General features: G+C 62.0%; 15 protein-coding genes. 10 read left to right on the forward strand and 5 right to left on the reverse strand.

The genetic code is table 11. The annotated features are described in order from the left end of the window. Nucleotides 1–8: 8 nt before the first annotated feature. Complete coding sequence (locus tag QRN46_RS03725; RefSeq protein ID WP_285354294.1) at nt 9–1,319, reverse strand: NAD(P)/FAD-dependent oxidoreductase; 1,311 nt, start codon at nt 1,317–1,319, stop codon at nt 9–11. A gap of 145 nt (nt 1,320–1,464) precedes the next feature. Between QRN46_RS03725 and QRN46_RS03730 the strand changes: the two genes are divergently transcribed. Then, a complete protein-coding gene (locus QRN46_RS03730) occupies nt 1,465–1,818 on the forward strand; it encodes a YkgJ family cysteine cluster protein (protein ID WP_201818796.1) in 354 nt (117 codons plus the stop codon). Nucleotides 1,819–1,820: 2 nt separating this feature from the next. On the opposite strand, the gene QRN46_RS03735 is transcribed toward QRN46_RS03730, so the two are convergent. Next, nucleotides 1,821–2,309, reverse strand: a complete 489-nt coding sequence (locus QRN46_RS03735; RefSeq protein ID WP_003177284.1) for an Lrp/AsnC ligand binding domain-containing protein — start codon at nt 2,307–2,309, stop codon at nt 1,821–1,823. A 155-nt stretch (nt 2,310–2,464) separates the two neighbouring features. Between QRN46_RS03735 and dadA the strand changes: the two genes are divergently transcribed. The 6 genes from dadA (at nt 2,465) to QRN46_RS03765 (ending at nt 8,558) form a co-directional block, all read left to right on the forward strand. Continuing rightward, nucleotides 2,465–3,769, forward strand: coding sequence for a D-amino acid dehydrogenase (gene dadA / locus QRN46_RS03740; protein ID WP_011336544.1), 1,305 nt, complete (start codon nt 2,465–2,467; stop codon nt 3,767–3,769). Then, entirely contained in the window at nt 3,741–4,094 is a 354-nt protein-coding gene (locus QRN46_RS03745) for a RidA family protein (protein ID WP_039765240.1), read from the forward strand. The genes dadA and QRN46_RS03745 overlap by 29 nt, the downstream gene beginning before the upstream one ends. Nucleotides 4,095–4,189: 95 nt before the next feature. After that, nucleotides 4,190–5,263 (forward strand): alanine racemase, encoded by a 1,074-nt coding sequence (gene alr / locus QRN46_RS03750; protein ID WP_041475459.1) that lies wholly within the window; start codon nt 4,190–4,192, stop codon nt 5,261–5,263. Between the two features lie 88 nt (nt 5,264–5,351). Then, complete coding sequence (locus QRN46_RS03755) at nt 5,352–5,900, forward strand: cupin domain-containing protein (protein ID WP_003229444.1); 549 nt, start codon at nt 5,352–5,354, stop codon at nt 5,898–5,900. A 182-nt stretch (nt 5,901–6,082) separates the two neighbouring features. Continuing rightward, nucleotides 6,083–6,499: a c-type cytochrome gene (locus QRN46_RS03760; RefSeq protein ID WP_039765242.1), complete on the forward strand. Its 417-nt coding sequence runs from the start codon at nt 6,083–6,085 to the stop codon at nt 6,497–6,499. Nucleotides 6,500–6,635: 136 nt separating this feature from the next. After that, complete coding sequence (locus QRN46_RS03765) at nt 6,636–8,558, forward strand: acetyl-CoA hydrolase/transferase C-terminal domain-containing protein (RefSeq protein ID WP_285354295.1); 1,923 nt, start codon at nt 6,636–6,638, stop codon at nt 8,556–8,558. A gap of 131 nt (nt 8,559–8,689) precedes the next feature. Here the strand turns inward: QRN46_RS03765 and QRN46_RS03770 are convergent, their stop codons facing one another. Together QRN46_RS03770 and rep are read right to left on the reverse strand one after the other, a co-directional pair. Further along, complete coding sequence (locus QRN46_RS03770) at nt 8,690–9,262, reverse strand: xanthine phosphoribosyltransferase (RefSeq protein ID WP_285354296.1); 573 nt, start codon at nt 9,260–9,262, stop codon at nt 8,690–8,692. 57 nt (nt 9,263–9,319) lie between these two features. Continuing rightward, on the reverse strand, nt 9,320–11,329 hold the full coding sequence (gene rep, locus QRN46_RS03775) for a DNA helicase Rep (RefSeq protein ID WP_011336539.1): 2,010 nt from the start codon (nt 11,327–11,329) through the stop codon (nt 9,320–9,322). Nucleotides 11,330–11,593: 264 nt separating this feature from the next. Between rep and QRN46_RS03780 the strand changes: the two genes are divergently transcribed. Continuing rightward, nucleotides 11,594–13,264, forward strand: a complete 1,671-nt coding sequence (locus QRN46_RS03780) for a putative bifunctional diguanylate cyclase/phosphodiesterase (protein ID WP_201818800.1) — start codon at nt 11,594–11,596, stop codon at nt 13,262–13,264. Between the two features lie 40 nt (nt 13,265–13,304). Here the strand turns inward: QRN46_RS03780 and QRN46_RS03785 are convergent, their stop codons facing one another. Beyond that, the gene (locus QRN46_RS03785) at nt 13,305–14,699 is read right to left on the reverse strand and encodes a NorM family multidrug efflux MATE transporter (protein WP_201818802.1); all 1,395 of its coding nucleotides are present in this window, start codon (nt 14,697–14,699) and stop codon (nt 13,305–13,307) included. 157 nt (nt 14,700–14,856) lie between these two features. Here QRN46_RS03785 and QRN46_RS03790 point away from each other — a divergent pair, with 157 nt between their 5' ends. Together QRN46_RS03790 and QRN46_RS03795 are read left to right on the forward strand one after the other, a co-directional pair. Next, the gene (locus tag QRN46_RS03790; RefSeq protein WP_011336536.1) at nt 14,857–15,777 is read left to right on the forward strand and encodes a LysR substrate-binding domain-containing protein; all 921 of its coding nucleotides are present in this window, start codon (nt 14,857–14,859) and stop codon (nt 15,775–15,777) included. Nucleotides 15,778–15,958: 181 nt separating this feature from the next. Then, on the forward strand, nt 15,959–17,935 hold the full coding sequence (locus QRN46_RS03795; RefSeq protein WP_285354297.1) for a methyl-accepting chemotaxis protein: 1,977 nt from the start codon (nt 15,959–15,961) through the stop codon (nt 17,933–17,935).

Genomic DNA, 17,935 nt, shown 5'->3' on the forward strand with positions numbered 1-17,935 from the left:
GAACGATCTCAGACCAGCTCTTTAAGCCGATGCCACAACATCCCCAACGCCAACAGCGGCGAGCGCAGATGCTTGCCGCCGGGGAAGGTGATGTGTGGCACTTTGGCGAACAGGTCGAAGCCGCCGCTGTGCTGGCCGCTGATGGCTTCGGCCAACAGCTTGCCTGCCAGGTGCGTGGCATTCACGCCGTGGCCGGAATAGGCCTGGGCGTAATATACATTCGGCTGATCGGCGAGCCGGCCAATCTGCGGCAGACGGTTGGCACCGATGCCGATCATCCCGCCCCACTGATAATCGATCTTCGCTGACGCGAGCTGCGGGAACACTTCAAGCATCTTCGGCCGCATGTACGCGCCGATGTCCTTCGGATCGCGCCCTGAGTAATGGCAGGCGCCGCCGAACAGCAGGCGACGGTCGGCCGAGAGCCTGTAGTAATCGAGCGCCACCCGCTGATCGCAGACCGCCATGTTCTGCGGCAGCAGGGCGTGGGCCTGCTCTTCGCTCAGCGGTTCGGTGGCAATGATGTAGCTGCCGGCTGGCAGTACCTTGCCGCTGAGTTGCGGATTGAGGTCATTGAGATAGGCGTTGCAGCCGAGCACCAGTGTCTTCGTCCGCACCGAGCCTTGTGCCGTATGTACCCGGACTTCAGTGCCGTAGTCGATGCGGGTGACCGCCGATTGCTCGAACAGCTTCACCCCGAGTCGTTGGGCCGCTGCGGCTTCGCCGAGTGCCAGGTTCAGTGGGTGCAGGTGCCCTGAGCCCATATCGATCAGACCGCCGACGTAGCGGTTGGAGCCGACTACGGTGTGCATCTCGTTCGCTTGCAGCAGGCGGGTTTCGTAGCGGTATCCGAGGCTGCGCAATTCTTCGGCGTCTTCGGCAAAGCCTTCCAGGTCGGAAGGTTTGTTGGCGAGGTCGCAGTAACCCCAGGTTAGGTCGCAGAGGATCTGAAATTTTTCGACGCGCTGGCGGACGATTTCCACCGCTTCCAGGCCCATGAGCTTCATCTGACGCACGCCGTCGGCGCCGATCACGTTGGCGAACTGATCGAGACCGTGACCAACCCCGCGAATCAGTTGCCCGCCGTTGCGACCGCTGGCGCCCCAGCCGACCCGGTGCGCTTCCAGCAACACCACGCTCAAGCCGCGCTCCGCCAGCTCCAGCGCGGTGTTCAGCCCGGAGAAACCGCCGCCGACCACGCACACGTCGGCGATCAGTTCACCTTGCAGCACCGGATGGTCGGGTTGCGGCAGGCTGCTGGCGGCGTAATAAGAGGCAACGTGGGGTTGGCTCGCGGTGGCGTGGGCGCGGGCATTCATGGGCGTCATCCTGAGCGGGTGTCGAGAAAATTTGACGGAGCATAAGCCGCAGGCCCGAGGACGGGCAACATTGGTCGGCCCGTGGTGTCTGGATCACGGCTTTTGCGGCACAATTGCCGCCTATTTCGCTCCGGTTACCGCTGCAATGAGCTGCAACAGTCAGACAATCCGCACCCTGCGTCAGCAGATTCCCACGTTCGAATGCGTGCCGGGCTGTCATGACTGTTGCGGGCCGGTGACCACCTCACCCGAAGAAATGTCCCGCCTGCCGCGCAAGACGCACGCCGAGCAGGACGCGGCCATGGACGCACTTGACTGTGTGCACCTAGGGCCGAATGGCTGCACGGTGTATGACGAGCGGCCGTTGATCTGTCGGTTGTTCGGAACGACCCAGACCTTGCCGTGCCCCAACGGCCGGCGGCCGGTGGAGCTGATTCACCCACGAGTCGAGAAACAGGTGTTCGAGTACATGGCCGAAAACCGGCAGGTGCTGGTCTGAGCTCAGTCCGGAATCGGCAGGCTCAAGCTCTCTTTCACTTCTTCCATCACGATGTAGCTCTTGGATTCGCGCACGTGCGGCAGCTTGAGCAGGATGTCGCCCAGCAGCTTGCGGTACGAGGCCATCTCGGAAATCCGCGCCTTCACCAGATAGTCGAAATCCCCTGAAACCAGATGGCATTCCAGCACGTGGGGCAATTTCAGCACCGCACGTCGGAACTCTTCGAAAGTATCGCCGGATTTGTAGTCGAGACTGATCTCGACGAAAACCAGCAGACTACCCTTCAAATGCTGGGGATTGAGGCGGGCGTTGTAGCCCATGATGATCCCCTCGCGCTCCAGGCGCCGCACCCGCTCTGTGCATGGCGTGGTGGAGAGCCCGACCTTTTCGCCCAGTTCGGTGAATGAAATCCGTCCGTCCGCCTGCAGGATCCGCAAGATGTTGCGGTCGATCTTGTCCAGCTCACGTTTGGTCTGAGTGTTGGTACGCATAGGGGATGCGCCTCCGTGAAAAGGGTTTTTGCCGAGAATTGTCGCCAAATATAGGCGCTTATACAGTGAAAAGCACTGGCAAATCTTTTTTACACTGCGCGCATCATTGCTCTGACAACACACATGCGCGGCACGCCGCGATGAGGGATACAAAAATGCGCGTTATGGTCTTGGGTAGCGGCGTCATCGGTACCGCCAGTGCTTACTATCTGGCCCGTGCCGGGTTTGAAGTGGTGGTGGTCGACCGGCAGCCCGCCGCGGCCATGGAGACCAGTTTCGCCAACGCCGGCCAGGTCTCGCCGGGCTACGCCTCGCCGTGGGCTGCGCCGGGCGTACCCCTCAAAGCCATCAAGTGGCTGCTGCAACGCCACGCGCCGCTGGCAATCAAGGCCACCGCCGACATCGACCAATACCTGTGGATGGCGCAGATGCTGCGCAACTGCACCGCCAACCGTTACGCGGTGAACAAGGAGCGCATGGTGCGTCTGTCCGAGTACAGCCGCGACTGCCTCGACGAACTGCGCGCTGAAACCGGCATCGCCTACGAAGGCCGCAGCCTCGGTACGACCCAGTTGTTCCGCACACAAGCGCAACTGGATAACGCCGCCAAGGACATCGCCGTATTGAAAGAGTCCGGCGTGCCGTTCGAAGTCCTCGACCGCGCCGGCATTGCCCGCGTCGAACCGGCGCTGGCCGGTGTCACCGACATCCTCGCCGGTGCCCTGCGCCTGCCGAACGACCAGACCGGCGACTGCCAGATCTTCACCACCCGCCTCGCCGAAATGGCCATCAAGCTCGGTGTGGAATTCCGTTTCGGTCAGGACATCCAGCGCCTCGACTTCGCCGGTGACCGCATCAACGGCGTGTGGATCGACGGCAAGCTGGAAACCGCCGACCGCTACGTGCTGGCCCTCGGCAGCTACTCCCCGCAACTGCTCAAGCCGCTGGGCATCAAGGCCCCGGTGTATCCGTTGAAGGGCTACTCGCTGACTGTGCCGATCACCAACCCGGCCATGGCCCCGACTTCGACCATTCTCGACGAGACCTATAAGGTCGCGATCACCCGTTTCGACAACCGCATCCGCGTCGGCGGCATGGCGGAGATCGCCGGTTTTGACCTGTCGCTCAACCCGCGTCGGCGCGAAACCCTGGAGATGATCGTCAACGACCTTTATCCTCAGGGCGGCAATCTGGCCGAAGCGAGTTTCTGGACCGGCCTGCGTCCAACTACCCCGGATGGCACGCCGATCGTCGGCGCCACCCCGTTCAAGAACCTGTTCCTGAACACCGGTCACGGCACCCTCGGCTGGACCATGGCGTGCGGTTCCGGTCGCTTGCTGGCCGACCTGATGGCGAAGAAAAAGCCACAGATCAGCGCCGAAGGCCTCGATATTTCCCGTTATGGCAACACCACCCAGGAGTCCGCAAAGCATGGCAATCCAGCGCCAGCTCACCAATGAGCGCATGAGTCAGATCGTCAGCCACAACGGTACGGTGTACCTGTCCGGGCAGGTCGGCGATGACTTCAACGCCGGTGTCGAACAGCAGACCCGTGACGTACTCGCCAACATCGAGCGCCTGCTCGATCTGGCCGGCACCGACAAACAGCACCTGCTGTCGGCGACGATCTACCTGAACGACATCGAGGCGCACTTTGCCGGCATGAATTCAGTGTGGGACCAGTGGCTGCCCAAAGGCGCCGCTCCGGCCCGTGCTACGGTTGAAGCGAAGATGGCCAAGCCGAGCATTCTGGTCGAGATCTCCATCGTCGCCGCGTTGCCGTAACCCGTTGTAAAGATCCCTCTCCCGGTGCTGTTGGCGGTTCACGCCGCCAGCCAGCGCCGGTTTTTATTCCCATGACCGCCAAGAAGTCTGCTGCCATGCGTCCTGCCCGTGCCCTGATCGACCTTCAAGCCCTGCGTCACAACTACCGTATCGCCCGTGAAGTCACCGGTGCCAAGGCGCTGGCGGTGATCAAGGCCGATGCCTACGGCCATGGCGCGGTACGTTGCGCCCAGGCGCTGGAGGCTGAAGCGGACGGCTTCGCGGTGGCATGCATCGAAGAAGCCCTGGAGCTGCGTGCCGCCGGGATTCGCGCGCCAGTGCTGCTGCTCGAAGGCTTTTTCGAGGCCGACGAGCTGGCGCTGATCGTCGAGCACGATTTCTGGTGTGTGGTGCATTCGCTGTGGCAGCTCGAAGCGATCGAACAGACGACGTTGAGCAAACCGATCACCGTGTGGCTGAAGCTCGATTCGGGCATGCACCGGGTCGGCCTGCATCCGAAGGATTACCCGGCGGCATACCAGCGTTTGCTGGCCAGCGGCAACGTGGCGAAAGTCGTGCTGATGAGTCACTTCGCCCGGGCCGATGAATTGCACGAGCAGAGCAGCGCCGATCAGGTTGCAGTGTTCGAAGCTGCGCGTCAGGGCCTGGCGGCCGAAGTCAGCCTGCGCAATTCGCCGGCGGTGCTGGGCTGGCCACAGATTCACAGCGACTGGGTGCGCCCGGGCATCATGCTCTACGGCGCAACCCCGTTCGAAGAAGCCAATGCCGTGGCCGAGCGCCTGCAACCGGTGATGACCCTGGAGTCGAAAGTCATCAGCGTGCGCGAATTGCCGGCCGGCGAACCGGTGGGTTACGGTGCGAAATTCATCACCGACAAACCGATGCGCATCGGCGTGGTTGCCATGGGTTATGCCGACGGTTACCCGCGTCAGGCACCGACCGGCACGCCGGTGCTGGTGGCCGGCCAGCGCAGCCGCATTCTTGGCCGGGTGTCGATGGACATGCTGTGCATCGACCTGACCGATGTGCCGCAAGCCGGCCTCGGTTCGACCGTCGAGTTGTGGGGCAAGAACATCCTCGCCAGCGACGTGGCGAAGTGGGCGGACACCATTCCGTACCAGATTTTCTGCAACCTGCGGCGGGTGCCAAGGCTCTATTCCGAGGGTTGACGCGCAAGCGGGGCCCAAGTGTTGTAAATACTGAACGCTGTCGCCATGATAACGCTCAATATTTCTACAACATCAGGAGGCTCCAGCCTTGGACGTCGGTGAACGACTGCAATCGATCCGCAAGCTCAAAGGGCTTTCCCAGCGTGAACTCGCCAAGCGCGCGGGCGTCACCAACAGCACCATTTCGATGATCGAAAAGAACAGCGTCAGCCCTTCGATCAGTTCGCTGAGGAAAGTTCTGGGCGGGATTCCCATGTCCATGGTCGAGTTCTTTTCCGAAGAAATCCTGCAGGAAAAACCGACCCAGATCGTCTACAAGGCCAACGAGCTGATCGACATTTCCGACGGCGCCGTGACCATGAAACTGGTCGGCCGCGCGCACCCGAGCCGGGCCATCGCGTTCCTCAATGAAATCTACCCGCCGGGCGCGGATACCGGCGAGGAAATGCTCACCCACGAAGGCGAGGAAACCGGGATTCTGGTGGAAGGGCGCCTGGAGCTGGTGGTGGGCCTTGAAACTTTTATCCTCGAAGCCGGCGACAGCTACTACTTTGAAAGTACTAAGCCGCATCGTTTCCGCAATCCGTTCGATGCACCGGCGCGACTAATCAGCGCAGCCACGCCGGCGAATTTTTAAACAAAGAGGCGCCAGGCCATACCGGCGAAGGCACCCGAAACGTTTTTCCACAGCGCGATATAACCCCTTCGACTTTGGGGTTGTTTCAGTGAAGCGGGCTAACCGCTATACTTGCGCCCGCCTGCGAACCGTGGCCGCAGGCGTGAATAGCCACCATTGAGGGTGAACGCGTGAACCTAATTATGAAAATGCTGGCTGCACCAGCAACCGTACTGGCCCTCTGGGCTGTCAGCGCTCAAGCTGCGACGAATGACGACATTGCCAAGCGCCTCGAGCCGGTCGGCCAGGTGTGTGTTCAAGGGCAAGAGTGCAAGGGGATGGAAGTCGCTGCTTCGGCAGGCGGCGGTGGCGGCGCCAAGACGCCGGATGAAGTGATTGCCAAGCATTGCAACGCTTGCCACGGCTCTGGCCTGTTGGGCGCGCCGAAAATCGGTGACACCGCGGCCTGGAAAGAGCGCGCCGATCACCAGGGCGGCCTCGACGGCATCCTGGCCAAGGCCATCACCGGCATCAACTCCATGCCGCCGAAAGGCACCTGCGCCGACTGCTCCGATGAAGAGCTGAAGGGCGCCATTCAGAAGATGTCCGGCCTGAAATAAGCCGCGCTTCTGACGAAAAAAACCGTCTCCGGACGGTTTTTTTGTGCCCGCGGTTCAGGCCTGAGGCTGTTCTTTGCAGCAAACAACCGGCAATCTCGGTCGTACCTCTATTCACGGAACGGGCAGGAGGCTTCAGATGGTGCAGTTGTGTTCTATCGAACAGGCTGTGGACGACGTGCTGGCGCGGTTGCCGGCGCACATCCACATGGGTCTGCCGCTGGGGCTGGGCAAACCCAATCCCTTCGTCAACGCGCTGTACCGGCGGGTCGCCGGATTGCCCGAACGTCAGCTGACGATCTACACCGCCCTGTGCCTCGGCCGCCCGACCCTGGGCGATGGTTTGCAGAAGCGCTTCATCGAGCCCTTCGTCGAGCGGGTGTTCGGTGATTACCCGGAACTGGAATTCCTCGCCGATCTGCACCGCGATAGTCTGCCGGCCAACATCCGCATCGAGCAGTTCTTCATGCAGCCGGGCAGCCTGCTCAACAGCGCGCCGGCCCAGCAGGATTACGTCAGCAGCAATTACAGCCACGCCGCCCGCGACATCAACGCCGCCGGCCTGAACCTGGTGGCGCAGTTGCTCGCCAGCAGCAGCGAACATCCGGATCGTCTTAGCCTGAGCTGCAACCCGGACATCACCCTCGACCTGTTCCCGATGATCGCCAAACGCCGGGCGGCGGGGGAGACCATTTTGCTGGTCGGCCAGGTGCACACCGAGTTGCCGTACATGCCGGGCGACGCCGAAGTCGACATCGATACCTTCGACCTGCTGATCGACGAGAAGGACAGCAGCACGCTGTTTTCCACACCGAACATGCCTGTCGGCTTTCAGGATCATTTCATCGGTTTGCACGCCAGCACCTTGGTGCGCGATGGCGGCACCTTGCAGATCGGTATCGGCTCGATGGGCGATGCGCTGACCGCAGCGTTGCTGGCGCGTCAGGCCGACAACGCCGGATATCAGGACTTGCTGACCGATGTGAACCTCAGCCAGTGGGCGCAGTTGATCGAACGCGAGGGCGGCATCGAGCCGTTCGCCAAAGGCCTGTACGGTTGCAGCGAAATGTTCGTCAACGGCCTGCTGGTGCTGGCCGAAGCCGGGATCATCCGGCGCAAGGTTTACCCGGATGTACAGACTCAGGAGCAGGCCAACGCCGGGACCCTCGACGAGGCGGCGCAAACCGACGGCATCTCGATCCACGGCGGATTCTTCCTCGGGCCGCGCAGTTTCTATGAACGCTTGCGTGAGTTGCCGCTGAGCAAACGCCTTGAATTCAACATGACCCGCATCAGCTACATCAACGAGCTGTACGGTCAGGAAGAGCTCAAGCGTCTGCAGCGTCTGGACGCGCGGTTCATCAACACCGTGTTCACCATGACCCTGCTGGGCGCCGGGGTGGCGGATCAGCTGGAAGACGGGCGGGTGCTCAGCGGCGTCGGCGGGCAGTACAACTTCGTTGCCCAGGGCCATGCGCTGCACGATGCGCGCTCGATCCTGCTGCTGCGCAGCTGGCGCGAATCCGGCGGCGATGTCAGTTCGAACATTGTCTGGGAGTACGGCCACTGCACGATTCCGCGACACCTGCGTGACATCGTAATCACCGAGTACGGTATCGCCGATTTGCGCGGCAAGTCGGATGCGGTGGTGATCGAAGCGCTGCTCAACATCAGCGATTCACGCTTCCAGCAGGGCCTGATCGAACAGGCACAGAAGGTCGGCAAGCTACCGAAGGATTTCCGTCTCGACCCGCGCTTTACCGACAATACCCCGCAACGCTTGCAGGCGATTGCCGCACGGCATCCGAACCTGTTTCCGGAGTATCCGCTGGGCTGCGATTTCACGGAGGTCGAAAAGGATCTGTTGCGGGCGCTGAACTGGCTCAAGAGCAAGTTCAAGCTGACGGAGATTCTGGAGTTGGGCAAGGCCGCGCTGGATGCGCCGCAGGCTTCGCTGTATCCGGAGCATCTGGCGCGCATGCAGCTCACCGATCCGGAAGGACTGAAGGAAGACCTGTTTCAGCGGTTGCTCCTCACCGGCCTCAAAGCTACCGGGCAATAATGTTCACCGTAAAACCAACTGTGGGAGCGGGCTTGCTCGCGAAGACGCCGTGTCAGTCGACCTATACTTTGACTGACACAACGCCTTCGCGAGCAAGCCCGCTCCCACAGGGATAATGCGATGAAGCCGGGTTACTCGATGAAGGTAACCACGCCATCCTTCAGCGACTTCACGCGAGCCAGCGACTCGACGCGGTAACCCTGCGAATCCAGCTCCGCACGGCCGCCCTGGAACGACTTCTCGATCACGATGCCCAGGCCCGCGACGGTGGCGCCGGCCTGCTTGATGATCGAGATCAGCGCCTGGGACGCCTTACCGTTGGCCAGGAAGTCGTCGATGATCAGCACACGGTCGCTGCTGGTCAGGTGGCGCGGGGAGATGGCCACGGTGCTTTCGGTTTTCTTGGTGAACGAGTAAACGGTCGCCGACAGCAGGTTTTCAGTCAGGGTCAGGGACTGTTGCTTGCGGGCGAAGATCACCGGCACGCCGAGGTTCAGGCCGGTCATGATCGCCGGGGCGATGCCCGAGGCTTCGATGGTGACAATCTTGGTGATGCCCGAATCCTTGAACAGCGTGGCGAATTCGTCGCCGATCAGCTTCATCAGGACCGGGTCGATCTGGTGGTTCAGGAAGGCGTCGACCTTCAGGACCTGGTCGGAAAGCACGATGCCTTGTTCGCGGATTTTCTGGTGCAATGCTTCCATGAAGCTGTCCTCATTTGACGCTTTGTGCGTCGAAGGTCTAGTAAAAAGTGGTCAATTCTAGCGCTTTAACATCGCGCGTATATCAGCCAGTGCGCTGTTGCCCCGCACGGCTTTGACTTCGGTCGGTGTGTCGTCGTTGCCTTCCCAGGCCAGGTCGTCCGGCGGCAGCTCATCGAGGAAGCGGCTGGGCGCGCAGTCGATGATCTCGCCGTACTGTTTGCGCTTGGCGGCGAAGGTGAATGCCAGGGTCTGGCGCGCGCGGGTGATGCCCACGTAGGCCAGGCGGCGTTCTTCTTCGATGGTGTCGGCTTCGATGCTGGAGCGGTGCGGGAGGATTTCCTCTTCCATGCCCATGATGAACACGTAAGGGAATTCCAGGCCCTTGGACGCATGCAAGGTCATCATCTGCACGCCTTCGGCACCCTCTTCCTCTTCCTGCTGACGTTCCAGCATGTCACGCAGGACGAGTTTGCCGATGGCGTCCTCGACGGTCATTTCGCCGTCTTCGTCTTTTTCCAGGGTGTTCTTCAAGGCTTCGATCAGGAACCAGACGTTGCTCATCCGGTAGTCCGCGGCCTTGTCGCTGGAACTGTTGGTGCGCAGCCAGTTCTCGTAGTCGATGTCCATGACCATGCTGCGCAGGGCGGAGATCGGGTCTTCGCCGGCGCACTGCTCGCGCACCTTGTCCATGAAGCGCTTGAAGCGCGACAGGCGGTCGGTGAAGCGGCTGTCCAGATGCTCGCCCAGGCCGAGTTCATCGGTGGCGGCGTACATCGAGATCTTGCGTTCGGTGGCGTAGTTGCCGAGTTTTTCCAGGGTCGTCGAGCCGATTTCCCGGCGCGGCACGTTGATCACCCGCAGGAAGGCGTTGTCGTCGTCCGGGTTCACGATCAGGCGGAAGTAGGCCATCAGGTCTTTCACTTCCTGACGGCCGAAGAAGCTGTTGCCGCCGCTCAGACGGTACGGCACCTGATGGTGCTGCAGTTTCAGCTCGATCAGCTTGGCCTGGTAGTTGCCGCGATAGAGGATCGCGAAATCGCTGTACGGGCGGTCGGTGCGCAAGTGCAGGCTGAGGATTTCCATGGCCACGCGTTCGGCTTCGGCGTCCTCGTTGCGGCAGCGGATCACGCGGATCTCGTCGCCGTGGCCCATCTCACTCCACAGCTGTTTTTCGAATTCGTGCGGGTTGTTCGAGATCAGCACGTTGGCGCAGCGCAGGATGCGGCTGGTGGAGCGGTAGTTCTGCTCGAGCATCACCACTTTCAGCGACGGATAGTCGTCCTTGAGCAGCATCAGGTTTTCCGGCCGCGCGCCGCGCCAGGCGTAGATCGACTGGTCGTCGTCGCCCACCACGGTGAACTGGTTGCGTTTGCCGATGAGCATTTTCACCAGCAGGTACTGGCTGGCGTTGGTGTCCTGGTATTCGTCGACCAGCAGGTAACGCACCTTGTTCTGCCACTTTTCGAGGATGTCGGCGTGCTCTTCGAAGAGTTTCACCGGCAGCAGGATCAGGTCGTCGAAGTCCACCGCGTTGAACGCCTTGAGCGTGCGCTGGTAGTGGGTGTAGACGATGGCGGCGGTCTGTTCCTTGGGGTTGCGGGCGTTTTCCAAGGCCTGGGCCGGCAGAATCAGGTCGTTTTTCCAGGCGCCGATCATGTTCTTGATCTCGTCGACGCCGTCGTCGCCTGCATATTCCTTCTGCATGATGTCGGTCATCAGCGACTTGACGTCGGTTTCGTCGAAGATCGAGAAACCGGGTTTGTAGCCCAGCCGTTCATGTTCCTTGCGGATGATGTTCAGGCCCAGGTTGTGGAAGGTGCAGACCGTCAGCCCGCGTCCTTCGCCTGGACGCAGCAGGGTGCCGACCCGCTCCTTCATCTCGCGCGCGGCCTTGTTGGTGAAGGTCATGGCGACGATGTACTGGGCGCGGATGCCGCAGTTCTGGATCAGATGCGCAATCTTGCGCGTGATCACGCTGGTCTTGCCGGAGCCAGCACCGGCGAGCACCAATAGAGGGCCGCCGACGTAGTTCACGGCTTCTTGCTGCCGGGGATTGAGTCGGGACATACGAAAATTCGGGAGTCGTTGACGAAATGGGCCGGCATTTTAACAGGCTCAGCGATTTGTGCTGCTCTCTCCGACTTGTGACGCAGCACGCGATTCAAATTTGCCGGTTTTGTTACTTTCACGCAGGATGCGCGGTGATTTTGCGGCTAATGTTCTCATTCGTGACACAAAATAACGTTTTGCTTACCGTTGTCGTTTGGTCATTGGTTGCCGCAACGGCATAATGCCCGCCGCCCACATCATTGCAGAGTCTAGGGAGTCAGCTTGACTACGCCTGTCGAACCCTTGCGTTTGCTGCTACTGGCCGAAGAGCCAGCGTGGACAGCGTTATTGCGCGAGTGTCTGGCTCCGTTGGGGAGTGCGGCGGTGCTGATCAGCGCGCCGAGCTGGGAGTCGGTCAGCAGCCTGTTCGAAGACAACCGCCATGCGGTGCTGTTGACCGTTCCCGCGTTGCAGCCGGCGCCCGGCCGTTGCAGCCTGCCGACAGTGTTGCTGCTGGAGCACGAACCGGCAACCGCGCCCGACGGCGTCAGCGACTGGCTGGTGTTCGATGCCCTCGATACCGACATGCTCCGGCGTTGCCTGCGGCATGTGCGCGAACGCGGCGTGCTGGAAAACACCCTGCAACGCCTGGCCGAGCAGGATCCGCTGACCGGCATCGCCAATCGTCAGGGCTTCCAGACCCTGCTCACGGCGCGTCTCGCCGAAAACGACGGCCGCGGCCTGGCCCTCGGGCACCTCGATCTCGACAACTTCCGCCACGCCAACGATGCTCTCGGCCACCAGGCCGGCGACCGCCTGATCCTGCAAGTCGTCGCACGGCTGAAAAGTCAGCTGGAAATCGGCGATCAACTGGCGCGCCTCGGCAGCGACGAATTCGCCCTGCTGATCGACACTCGCCGCGCCCCGCAACGGGCAGAATGGATGGCCGAACGCATCACCGAAGCGCTGGCTGAACCTTACTGGGTCGATGGCGAAAGCCTGCTGATCGGCTCCAGCCTCGGCATCGCCCATGCGCGGGCCCAGGGCGGCGCCGATCCGTTGATGTGGCACGCGCACATCGCCATGCAGCAGGCCAAGAGCACTCAGGGCTGCACTTTTCACATCTTCAACGAGCGGATCAACCGCAACGCGCGGAGCATGGCCGACCTCGAAAGCGAGCTGCGCCGGGCTTTGCGTCGCGATGAATTGGAGCTGCATTACCAGCCGCGCCTGAACCTGCAGGACGGCCAGATCGTCGGCCTCGAAGCGCTGGTGCGCTGGCGTCACAGTGAGCGCGGCCTGCTGCCGCCGAGTGAATTCGTGCCGCTGGCCGAGCAGAGCGGTCTGATCGTGCCGCTGGGTTACTGGGTGATTTCCCGGGCCCTGCGCGACATGCAGGCGTTGCGCGAGCGCGGACTGCCGGCGCTGCACATGGCGATCAACCTGTCGTTTCGCCAGTTTCAGGACAGTCAGTTGCTGCCGACGCTCAGTCGTCTGATCGCCGAGCGCGGCGTCGAGGCGCAGTGGCTGGAATTCGAACTCACCGAAACCGCCGTGATGCGCCGCAGCGATCTGGTCAAGCAGACCATGGACGCCCTCGGTCGCCTCGGCGTGCGTTTTTCGCTGGATGATTTCGGCACCGGGTTCTCATCGTTCGTGCACCTCAACAGCCTGCCGATCACCTTGCTGAAGATCGACAAGAGCTTCGTCGGCGGCATGGAGCAGCGCGAAGAGAACCGCAAACTGGTGCACGCGATGATCAATCTTGCGCACAACCTGCACCTGGAAGTGGTGGCCGAAGGGGTGGAAACCCGGGAGCAACTGGATCTGTTGCGCGGGTTCGGCTGCGATCAGGTGCAGGGCTACCTGATCAGCAAGCCGCTGCCGTTGGCGGAACTGGTTGATTACCTGGTGGCTGATGCCAGTCAGCCTCCGCTGGGCATTGTGGTCTGACGAACCAATAAGCGGGAGCGAGGTTGCTCTCGCCGACCTGTCATTCCGGCTGAGCGATCTTGAAACCTTGAGGTTGCGGTTCGAGCCGAATCATCCGCTTCATCTTCCATTCGAACGCCAGCGTCAGGCTCACCGCCGCACACGCCAGCCCCAGCGCCAGACCCCACCAGACGCCGGTCGGCCCCCAGTGCAGATGAAACGCCATCAGCCACGCCGCCGGCGCGCCGATCAGCCAGTAGCAAACAAGCCCGACCAGGAATGTGGTCTTGGCATCCTTGAGCCCGCGGATGCAGCCCATGGCAATCGTCTGCGTGCCGTCGAACAGCTCGAACCAGGCCGCCACGGCCAGCAGGCTCACGGCCAGACGAATCACTTCGGCAAACGCCGGGTCGTTATGGTCGAGGAACAAACCGACCAACTGATTCGGCAGCAACCAGAACACCATCGCAAACCCCAGCATCACCACTGCACCGAAGACGATGCCGACCCGCCCGGACATCCGCGCATCACTCAATTGCCCGGCGCCGTAATGCTGGCCGACACGCATGGTGATCGCATACGACATCCCCGCCGGCACCATGAACGCCACCGAGACGATTTGCAGGGCGATCTGGTGCGCCGCCAGTTGCGTGCTGCCCATGGTGCCCATGCACAGCGCCGCGAAGGCGAACAGCCCGACTTCCACCGCGTAGGTCCCGCCGATCGGCAGGCCCAGGCGCCAGAGTTCTTTCAGGTACTGCCGGTTTGGCCGCGACAGACCCTCGCGCAACGGGTAGGCGTCGTAGGCCGGATGCCGACGGATATGCCAGGCCAGCGCCAGTGCCATGCAGTTGGCGACAATCGCCGTGACCAGGCCGATACCGGTCAGCCCGAGTTTCGGCAGGCCGAACAGGCCGGTGATCAGCGCGTAGTTGAGCAGGAAGTTGGCCACCGTGCCGGCGAGGCTGATGACCATCACCGGTGTCGCCCGGCCGATGGCGCTGGTGAAACCGCGCAGGGCCATGAAGCTCAGGTAGCCGGGCAGGGCGAATGGCAGGGCGATCAGAAACTGCCCGGCGGCGTTGACGTTGGTCTCGGTCTGGCCGAACAGCAACAGCACCGGTTTCAGGTTCCACAACAGCAACCCGGCACCGAGCGCCATCAGCCACGCCAGCCACAGCCCGGCCTGAGTCAGGCGGGCGGCGCCGATGATGTCGCCGGCGCCCTGACGAATCGCCACCAGAGTGCCGACCGCCGCGATCACGCCGATGCAGAAAATAGACACGAATGAATAAGTGGCCGCGCCCAGACCACCGCCGGCCAGCGCTTCGGGACTGAGGCGCGCCATCATCAGGGTATCGGTCAGCACCATCAGCATGTGCGCCAACTGCGAGGCGATCAACGGCCCCGCCAGCCGCAGGATGGCCCAGAGTTCGGTACGCACAGGACGCTGCATGTTTTCACATCCTTTTAAAAGAGGGGGCAAGAGACCGTCGATTCTCAGGGTTTGGCGCAGGTTGCACAAAGGGATAAAAAGGATGGGTGGCATGATTAAAACTCATCCTGCCGCGATTCTGCTAAGTTGACGCAATCCCGCCATTGGAGCGTTGTGCATGTCCCGTCGTCTTCCACCCTTGTATGCCCTGCGCGCATTCGAAGCGGCGGCCCGCCACAGTTCGTTCACCCGGGCGGCTGAAGAATTGTCGATTACCCAGAGTGCGGTGAGCCGGCACATCCGTACGCTCGAAGAGCACTTCGCCTGCCGCTTGTTCCACCGCAGCGGGCGCAACCTGCAACTGACCGAGTCGGCGCGCCTGCTGCTGCCGGGCATCCGCGAAGGCTTCGCCGCGCTGGAGCGAGCCTGCAATACCTTGCGCGCCGAAGATGACATCCTGCGCATGAAAGCCCCGTCGACCCTGACCATGCGCTGGTTGCTGGCGCGGCTCAGTCGCTTCCGGCATTTGCAGCCCGGCAATGAGGTGCAACTGACCAGTGCGTGGATGGATGTGGATTCGGTGGACTTCAACAACGAGCCCTTCGATTGCGCAGTATTGCTGAGCGACGGGCATTTTCCGCTGGACTGGGAAGCCAGTCTGCTGTTTCCCGAAGAGCTGATTCCGGTCGGCGCGCCGAACCTGCTCAACGATCAGCCCTGGGATGTGGCGCGACTGGCCAGCGCCGAGTTGTTGCACCCGACGCCGGATCGCCGGGACTGGCGTAGCTGGCTGGAGCACATGGGGCTGTCGGATCAGGTGTCGCTCAAGGGCGGGCAAGTGTTCGATACCCTGGAACTGGGCATGATCGCGGCGGCCCGGGGCTATGGGGTGTCCATGGGCGATCTGCTGATGGTGGCCGAGGATGTCGCGCAAGGACGCCTGAGTCTGCCGTGGCCAACGGCGGTCGCCAGCGGACTGAATTATTACCTGGTGTGGCCAAAGACCCGTCCTGGAGGTGAACGTTTGCGCCGCCTCAGCGACTTTCTGCAAAACGAAGTGCGCGCCATGGCGCTGCCGGCGGTCACGCGCTTGAGCTGAATCGTTCGAGCCTACACAATGCCGGCCTTTCGCCATAACCCTGTTTTTCGCTCAAGTATTCGGTTTTACCGCCGAATACGTGCATGTGGAACCGTCGTGCCGGTCTCCACGATTCACCCCCCATTAGAAAATTATCCGAGCTGCGATCAAGGAGGATCGGAAGTTCGGCCAGGAGCTGTCCATGTCTCAACCTCGCGCTCGGATCGCCTCGCAGCTGGGCCTCGCGCTCGCCGTGATACTGGCGATAGTCATCAGCGGCAGTACGGTGTTCGCTCTGCGTTCGCTGGACACTGCCAACCTCGCCACCCGTGAAGAACACTTGGCCAGCGAGGCACGCCTGCTCGCCGACCAATTGAGCACCTTCCACGGCACGCTGCGTGAAAGCACCCAGCGCTTGAGCGGGTTGTTCGAGAAGCGCTTCAGTGCAGGTCTGAGCATTCATCCGAGCGAGCCGGTGACCGTGGCCGGCACCCAGACCCCGGGCCTGCACCTGGGCAGCGAAGTGTTGAACAACAATTTCAAGGAAGTCGACGAGTTCAAACAGATGACGGCGGGTGTCGCCACGCTGTTCGTGCGCAGCGGCGAAGATTTCATCCGCGTCAGCACCTCGCTGACCAAACAGGATGGCACCCGCGCCATCGGCACCGTGCTCGATCACGCCCACCCGGCCTATGCGAAGTTGATGGCAGGGCAGGGCTACGTCGGTCGTGCTCTGCTGTTCGATCGCTCCTACATGACCCAATACACCCCGGTGCGTGACAGCAGCGGCAAGGTGATTGCGGTGTTGTTCGTCGGCTTCGATTACACCGACGCGCAGAACGCCCAGTTCGACAACCTCAAGCGCTTCCGCATCGGCCAGACCGGTTCGCTGGCATTGCTGGACGAGAAAAACCAATGGCTGGTGGCGCCGGCGGGCGTGCAGGCGCTGGATCAAGCGATTCCTGTGGTCAACGATTTGGCGAAGGCGCCGGGTAAAGGCCGGTTCTGGAGCGACAAGTCCGAAGATTTCTACAGCATTGCCGTGCCTTTCGAAGGCGGCCCGTGGTCGGTGGTGGCGAGCATGCCGAAGGCTGAGATCCGCGCGGTGACCTGGAGCGTCGGCACTCAGCTGGCCATCGGCAGTCTGCTGGCGATGTTGCTGGCGGTCGGTTCCGTGGTCTGGTTGCTGCGCAGCAAACTGGCGCCGCTGGGCGATCTGGTCCGTCAGGCCGAAGCCTTGGGCGCCGGTGATCTGAGCGTGCGTCTGAGCGTGTCGAGCAACGACGAAATCGGTCAACTGGCTCGCGCGTTCAACCAGATGAGCCAGGCCCTGTCGACCATGGTCGAGCACATCCGCCGCGCCTCGGAAGAGGTCAACCGTCGGGCTCAAGCGCTGTCCGGTCTGTCTGGCGGCGCCTATGAAGGCATGGAGCAACAGTCTGGCGAAATTACCAGCATGGCCGGTGCGGTTGAAGAGTTCTCCGCTACGTCGCTGAACATTGCCGACAACATGGGCAACACCCAGCGTCTGGCTCAGGAAAATGCCCAGCAGACCCAGATCGGTCGCACCTCGATGGAAGAAGCATCTTCCTCGCTGGAGCAGATTGCCGGTGCGCTGAACACCACCGCGACCGTGATCAACACCCTGGGTCAGCGCTCCCAGGAAATCGGCGGCATCGTCAGCGTGATTACCTCGATTGCCGAACAGACCAACCTGCTGGCACTCAACGCTGCCATCGAAGCGGCCCGCGCCGGCGAGCAGGGTCGCGGCTTTGCCGTGGTGGCCGACGAGGTGCGCAGCCTGGCCTCGCGTACCCGTCAGGCGACGGATGAAATTTCCAGCATGATTCACAGCATTCAGCAGGAAACCGGCAACGCCATCAGCAACATGGAGCAGGGCAACCTGCTGATGCAGGAAGGCCTGTCGCGCAACGCCAACGTCGCTTCGGCGCTGGCGCGGATCGATGAGCAGAGCCGTTCGGCAGGCCAGCAGTTTGCGGCGATTACCACCGCGACCCAGGAACAGAGCAGTACCGCGACGCTGTTGAGCAGCAACCTGCAAAGCATCGCGATGGCCAACAGCGAGCAGCGCGAAGTGGTGTCGAACCTGGCAATCACCGCCAAGGAACTGGAAGGCCTGGCAGCCGACCTGCGCCAGGAAGTCGACCGCTTCCGTTGA

Source organism: Pseudomonas sp. lyk4-R2A-10, from assembly GCF_030209075.1.
Taxonomy (GTDB): Bacteria; Pseudomonadota; Gammaproteobacteria; order Pseudomonadales; family Pseudomonadaceae; genus Aquipseudomonas; species Aquipseudomonas glycinae.

What these genes read in the sequence shown, in the direction of transcription:
- QRN46_RS03760 (WP_039765242.1), top strand. Translation starts at nt 6,083, where the DNA reads ATGAAAATGCTGGCTGCACCAGCAACCGTACTGGCCCTCTGGGCTGTC.
- QRN46_RS03770 (WP_285354296.1), bottom strand. Translation starts at nt 9,262, where the DNA reads ATGGAAGCATTGCACCAGAAAATCCGCGAACAAGGCATCGTGCTTTCC.
- alr (WP_041475459.1), top strand. Translation starts at nt 4,190, where the DNA reads ATGCGTCCTGCCCGTGCCCTGATCGACCTTCAAGCCCTGCGTCACAAC.
- QRN46_RS03795 (WP_285354297.1), top strand. Translation starts at nt 15,959, where the DNA reads ATGTCTCAACCTCGCGCTCGGATCGCCTCGCAGCTGGGCCTCGCGCTC.
- QRN46_RS03725 (WP_285354294.1), bottom strand. Translation starts at nt 1,319, where the DNA reads ATGAATGCCCGCGCCCACGCCACCGCGAGCCAACCCCACGTTGCCTCT.
- QRN46_RS03785 (WP_201818802.1), bottom strand. Translation starts at nt 14,699, where the DNA reads ATGCAGCGTCCTGTGCGTACCGAACTCTGGGCCATCCTGCGGCTGGCG.
- QRN46_RS03745 (WP_039765240.1), top strand. Translation starts at nt 3,741, where the DNA reads ATGGCAATCCAGCGCCAGCTCACCAATGAGCGCATGAGTCAGATCGTC.
- QRN46_RS03765 (WP_285354295.1), top strand. Translation starts at nt 6,636, where the DNA reads ATGGTGCAGTTGTGTTCTATCGAACAGGCTGTGGACGACGTGCTGGCG.
- dadA (WP_011336544.1), top strand. Translation starts at nt 2,465, where the DNA reads ATGCGCGTTATGGTCTTGGGTAGCGGCGTCATCGGTACCGCCAGTGCT.
- QRN46_RS03790 (WP_011336536.1), top strand. Translation starts at nt 14,857, where the DNA reads ATGTCCCGTCGTCTTCCACCCTTGTATGCCCTGCGCGCATTCGAAGCG.
- QRN46_RS03730 (WP_201818796.1), top strand. Translation starts at nt 1,465, where the DNA reads ATGAGCTGCAACAGTCAGACAATCCGCACCCTGCGTCAGCAGATTCCC.
- QRN46_RS03735 (WP_003177284.1), bottom strand. Translation starts at nt 2,309, where the DNA reads ATGCGTACCAACACTCAGACCAAACGTGAGCTGGACAAGATCGACCGC.
- rep (WP_011336539.1), bottom strand. Translation starts at nt 11,329, where the DNA reads ATGTCCCGACTCAATCCCCGGCAGCAAGAAGCCGTGAACTACGTCGGC.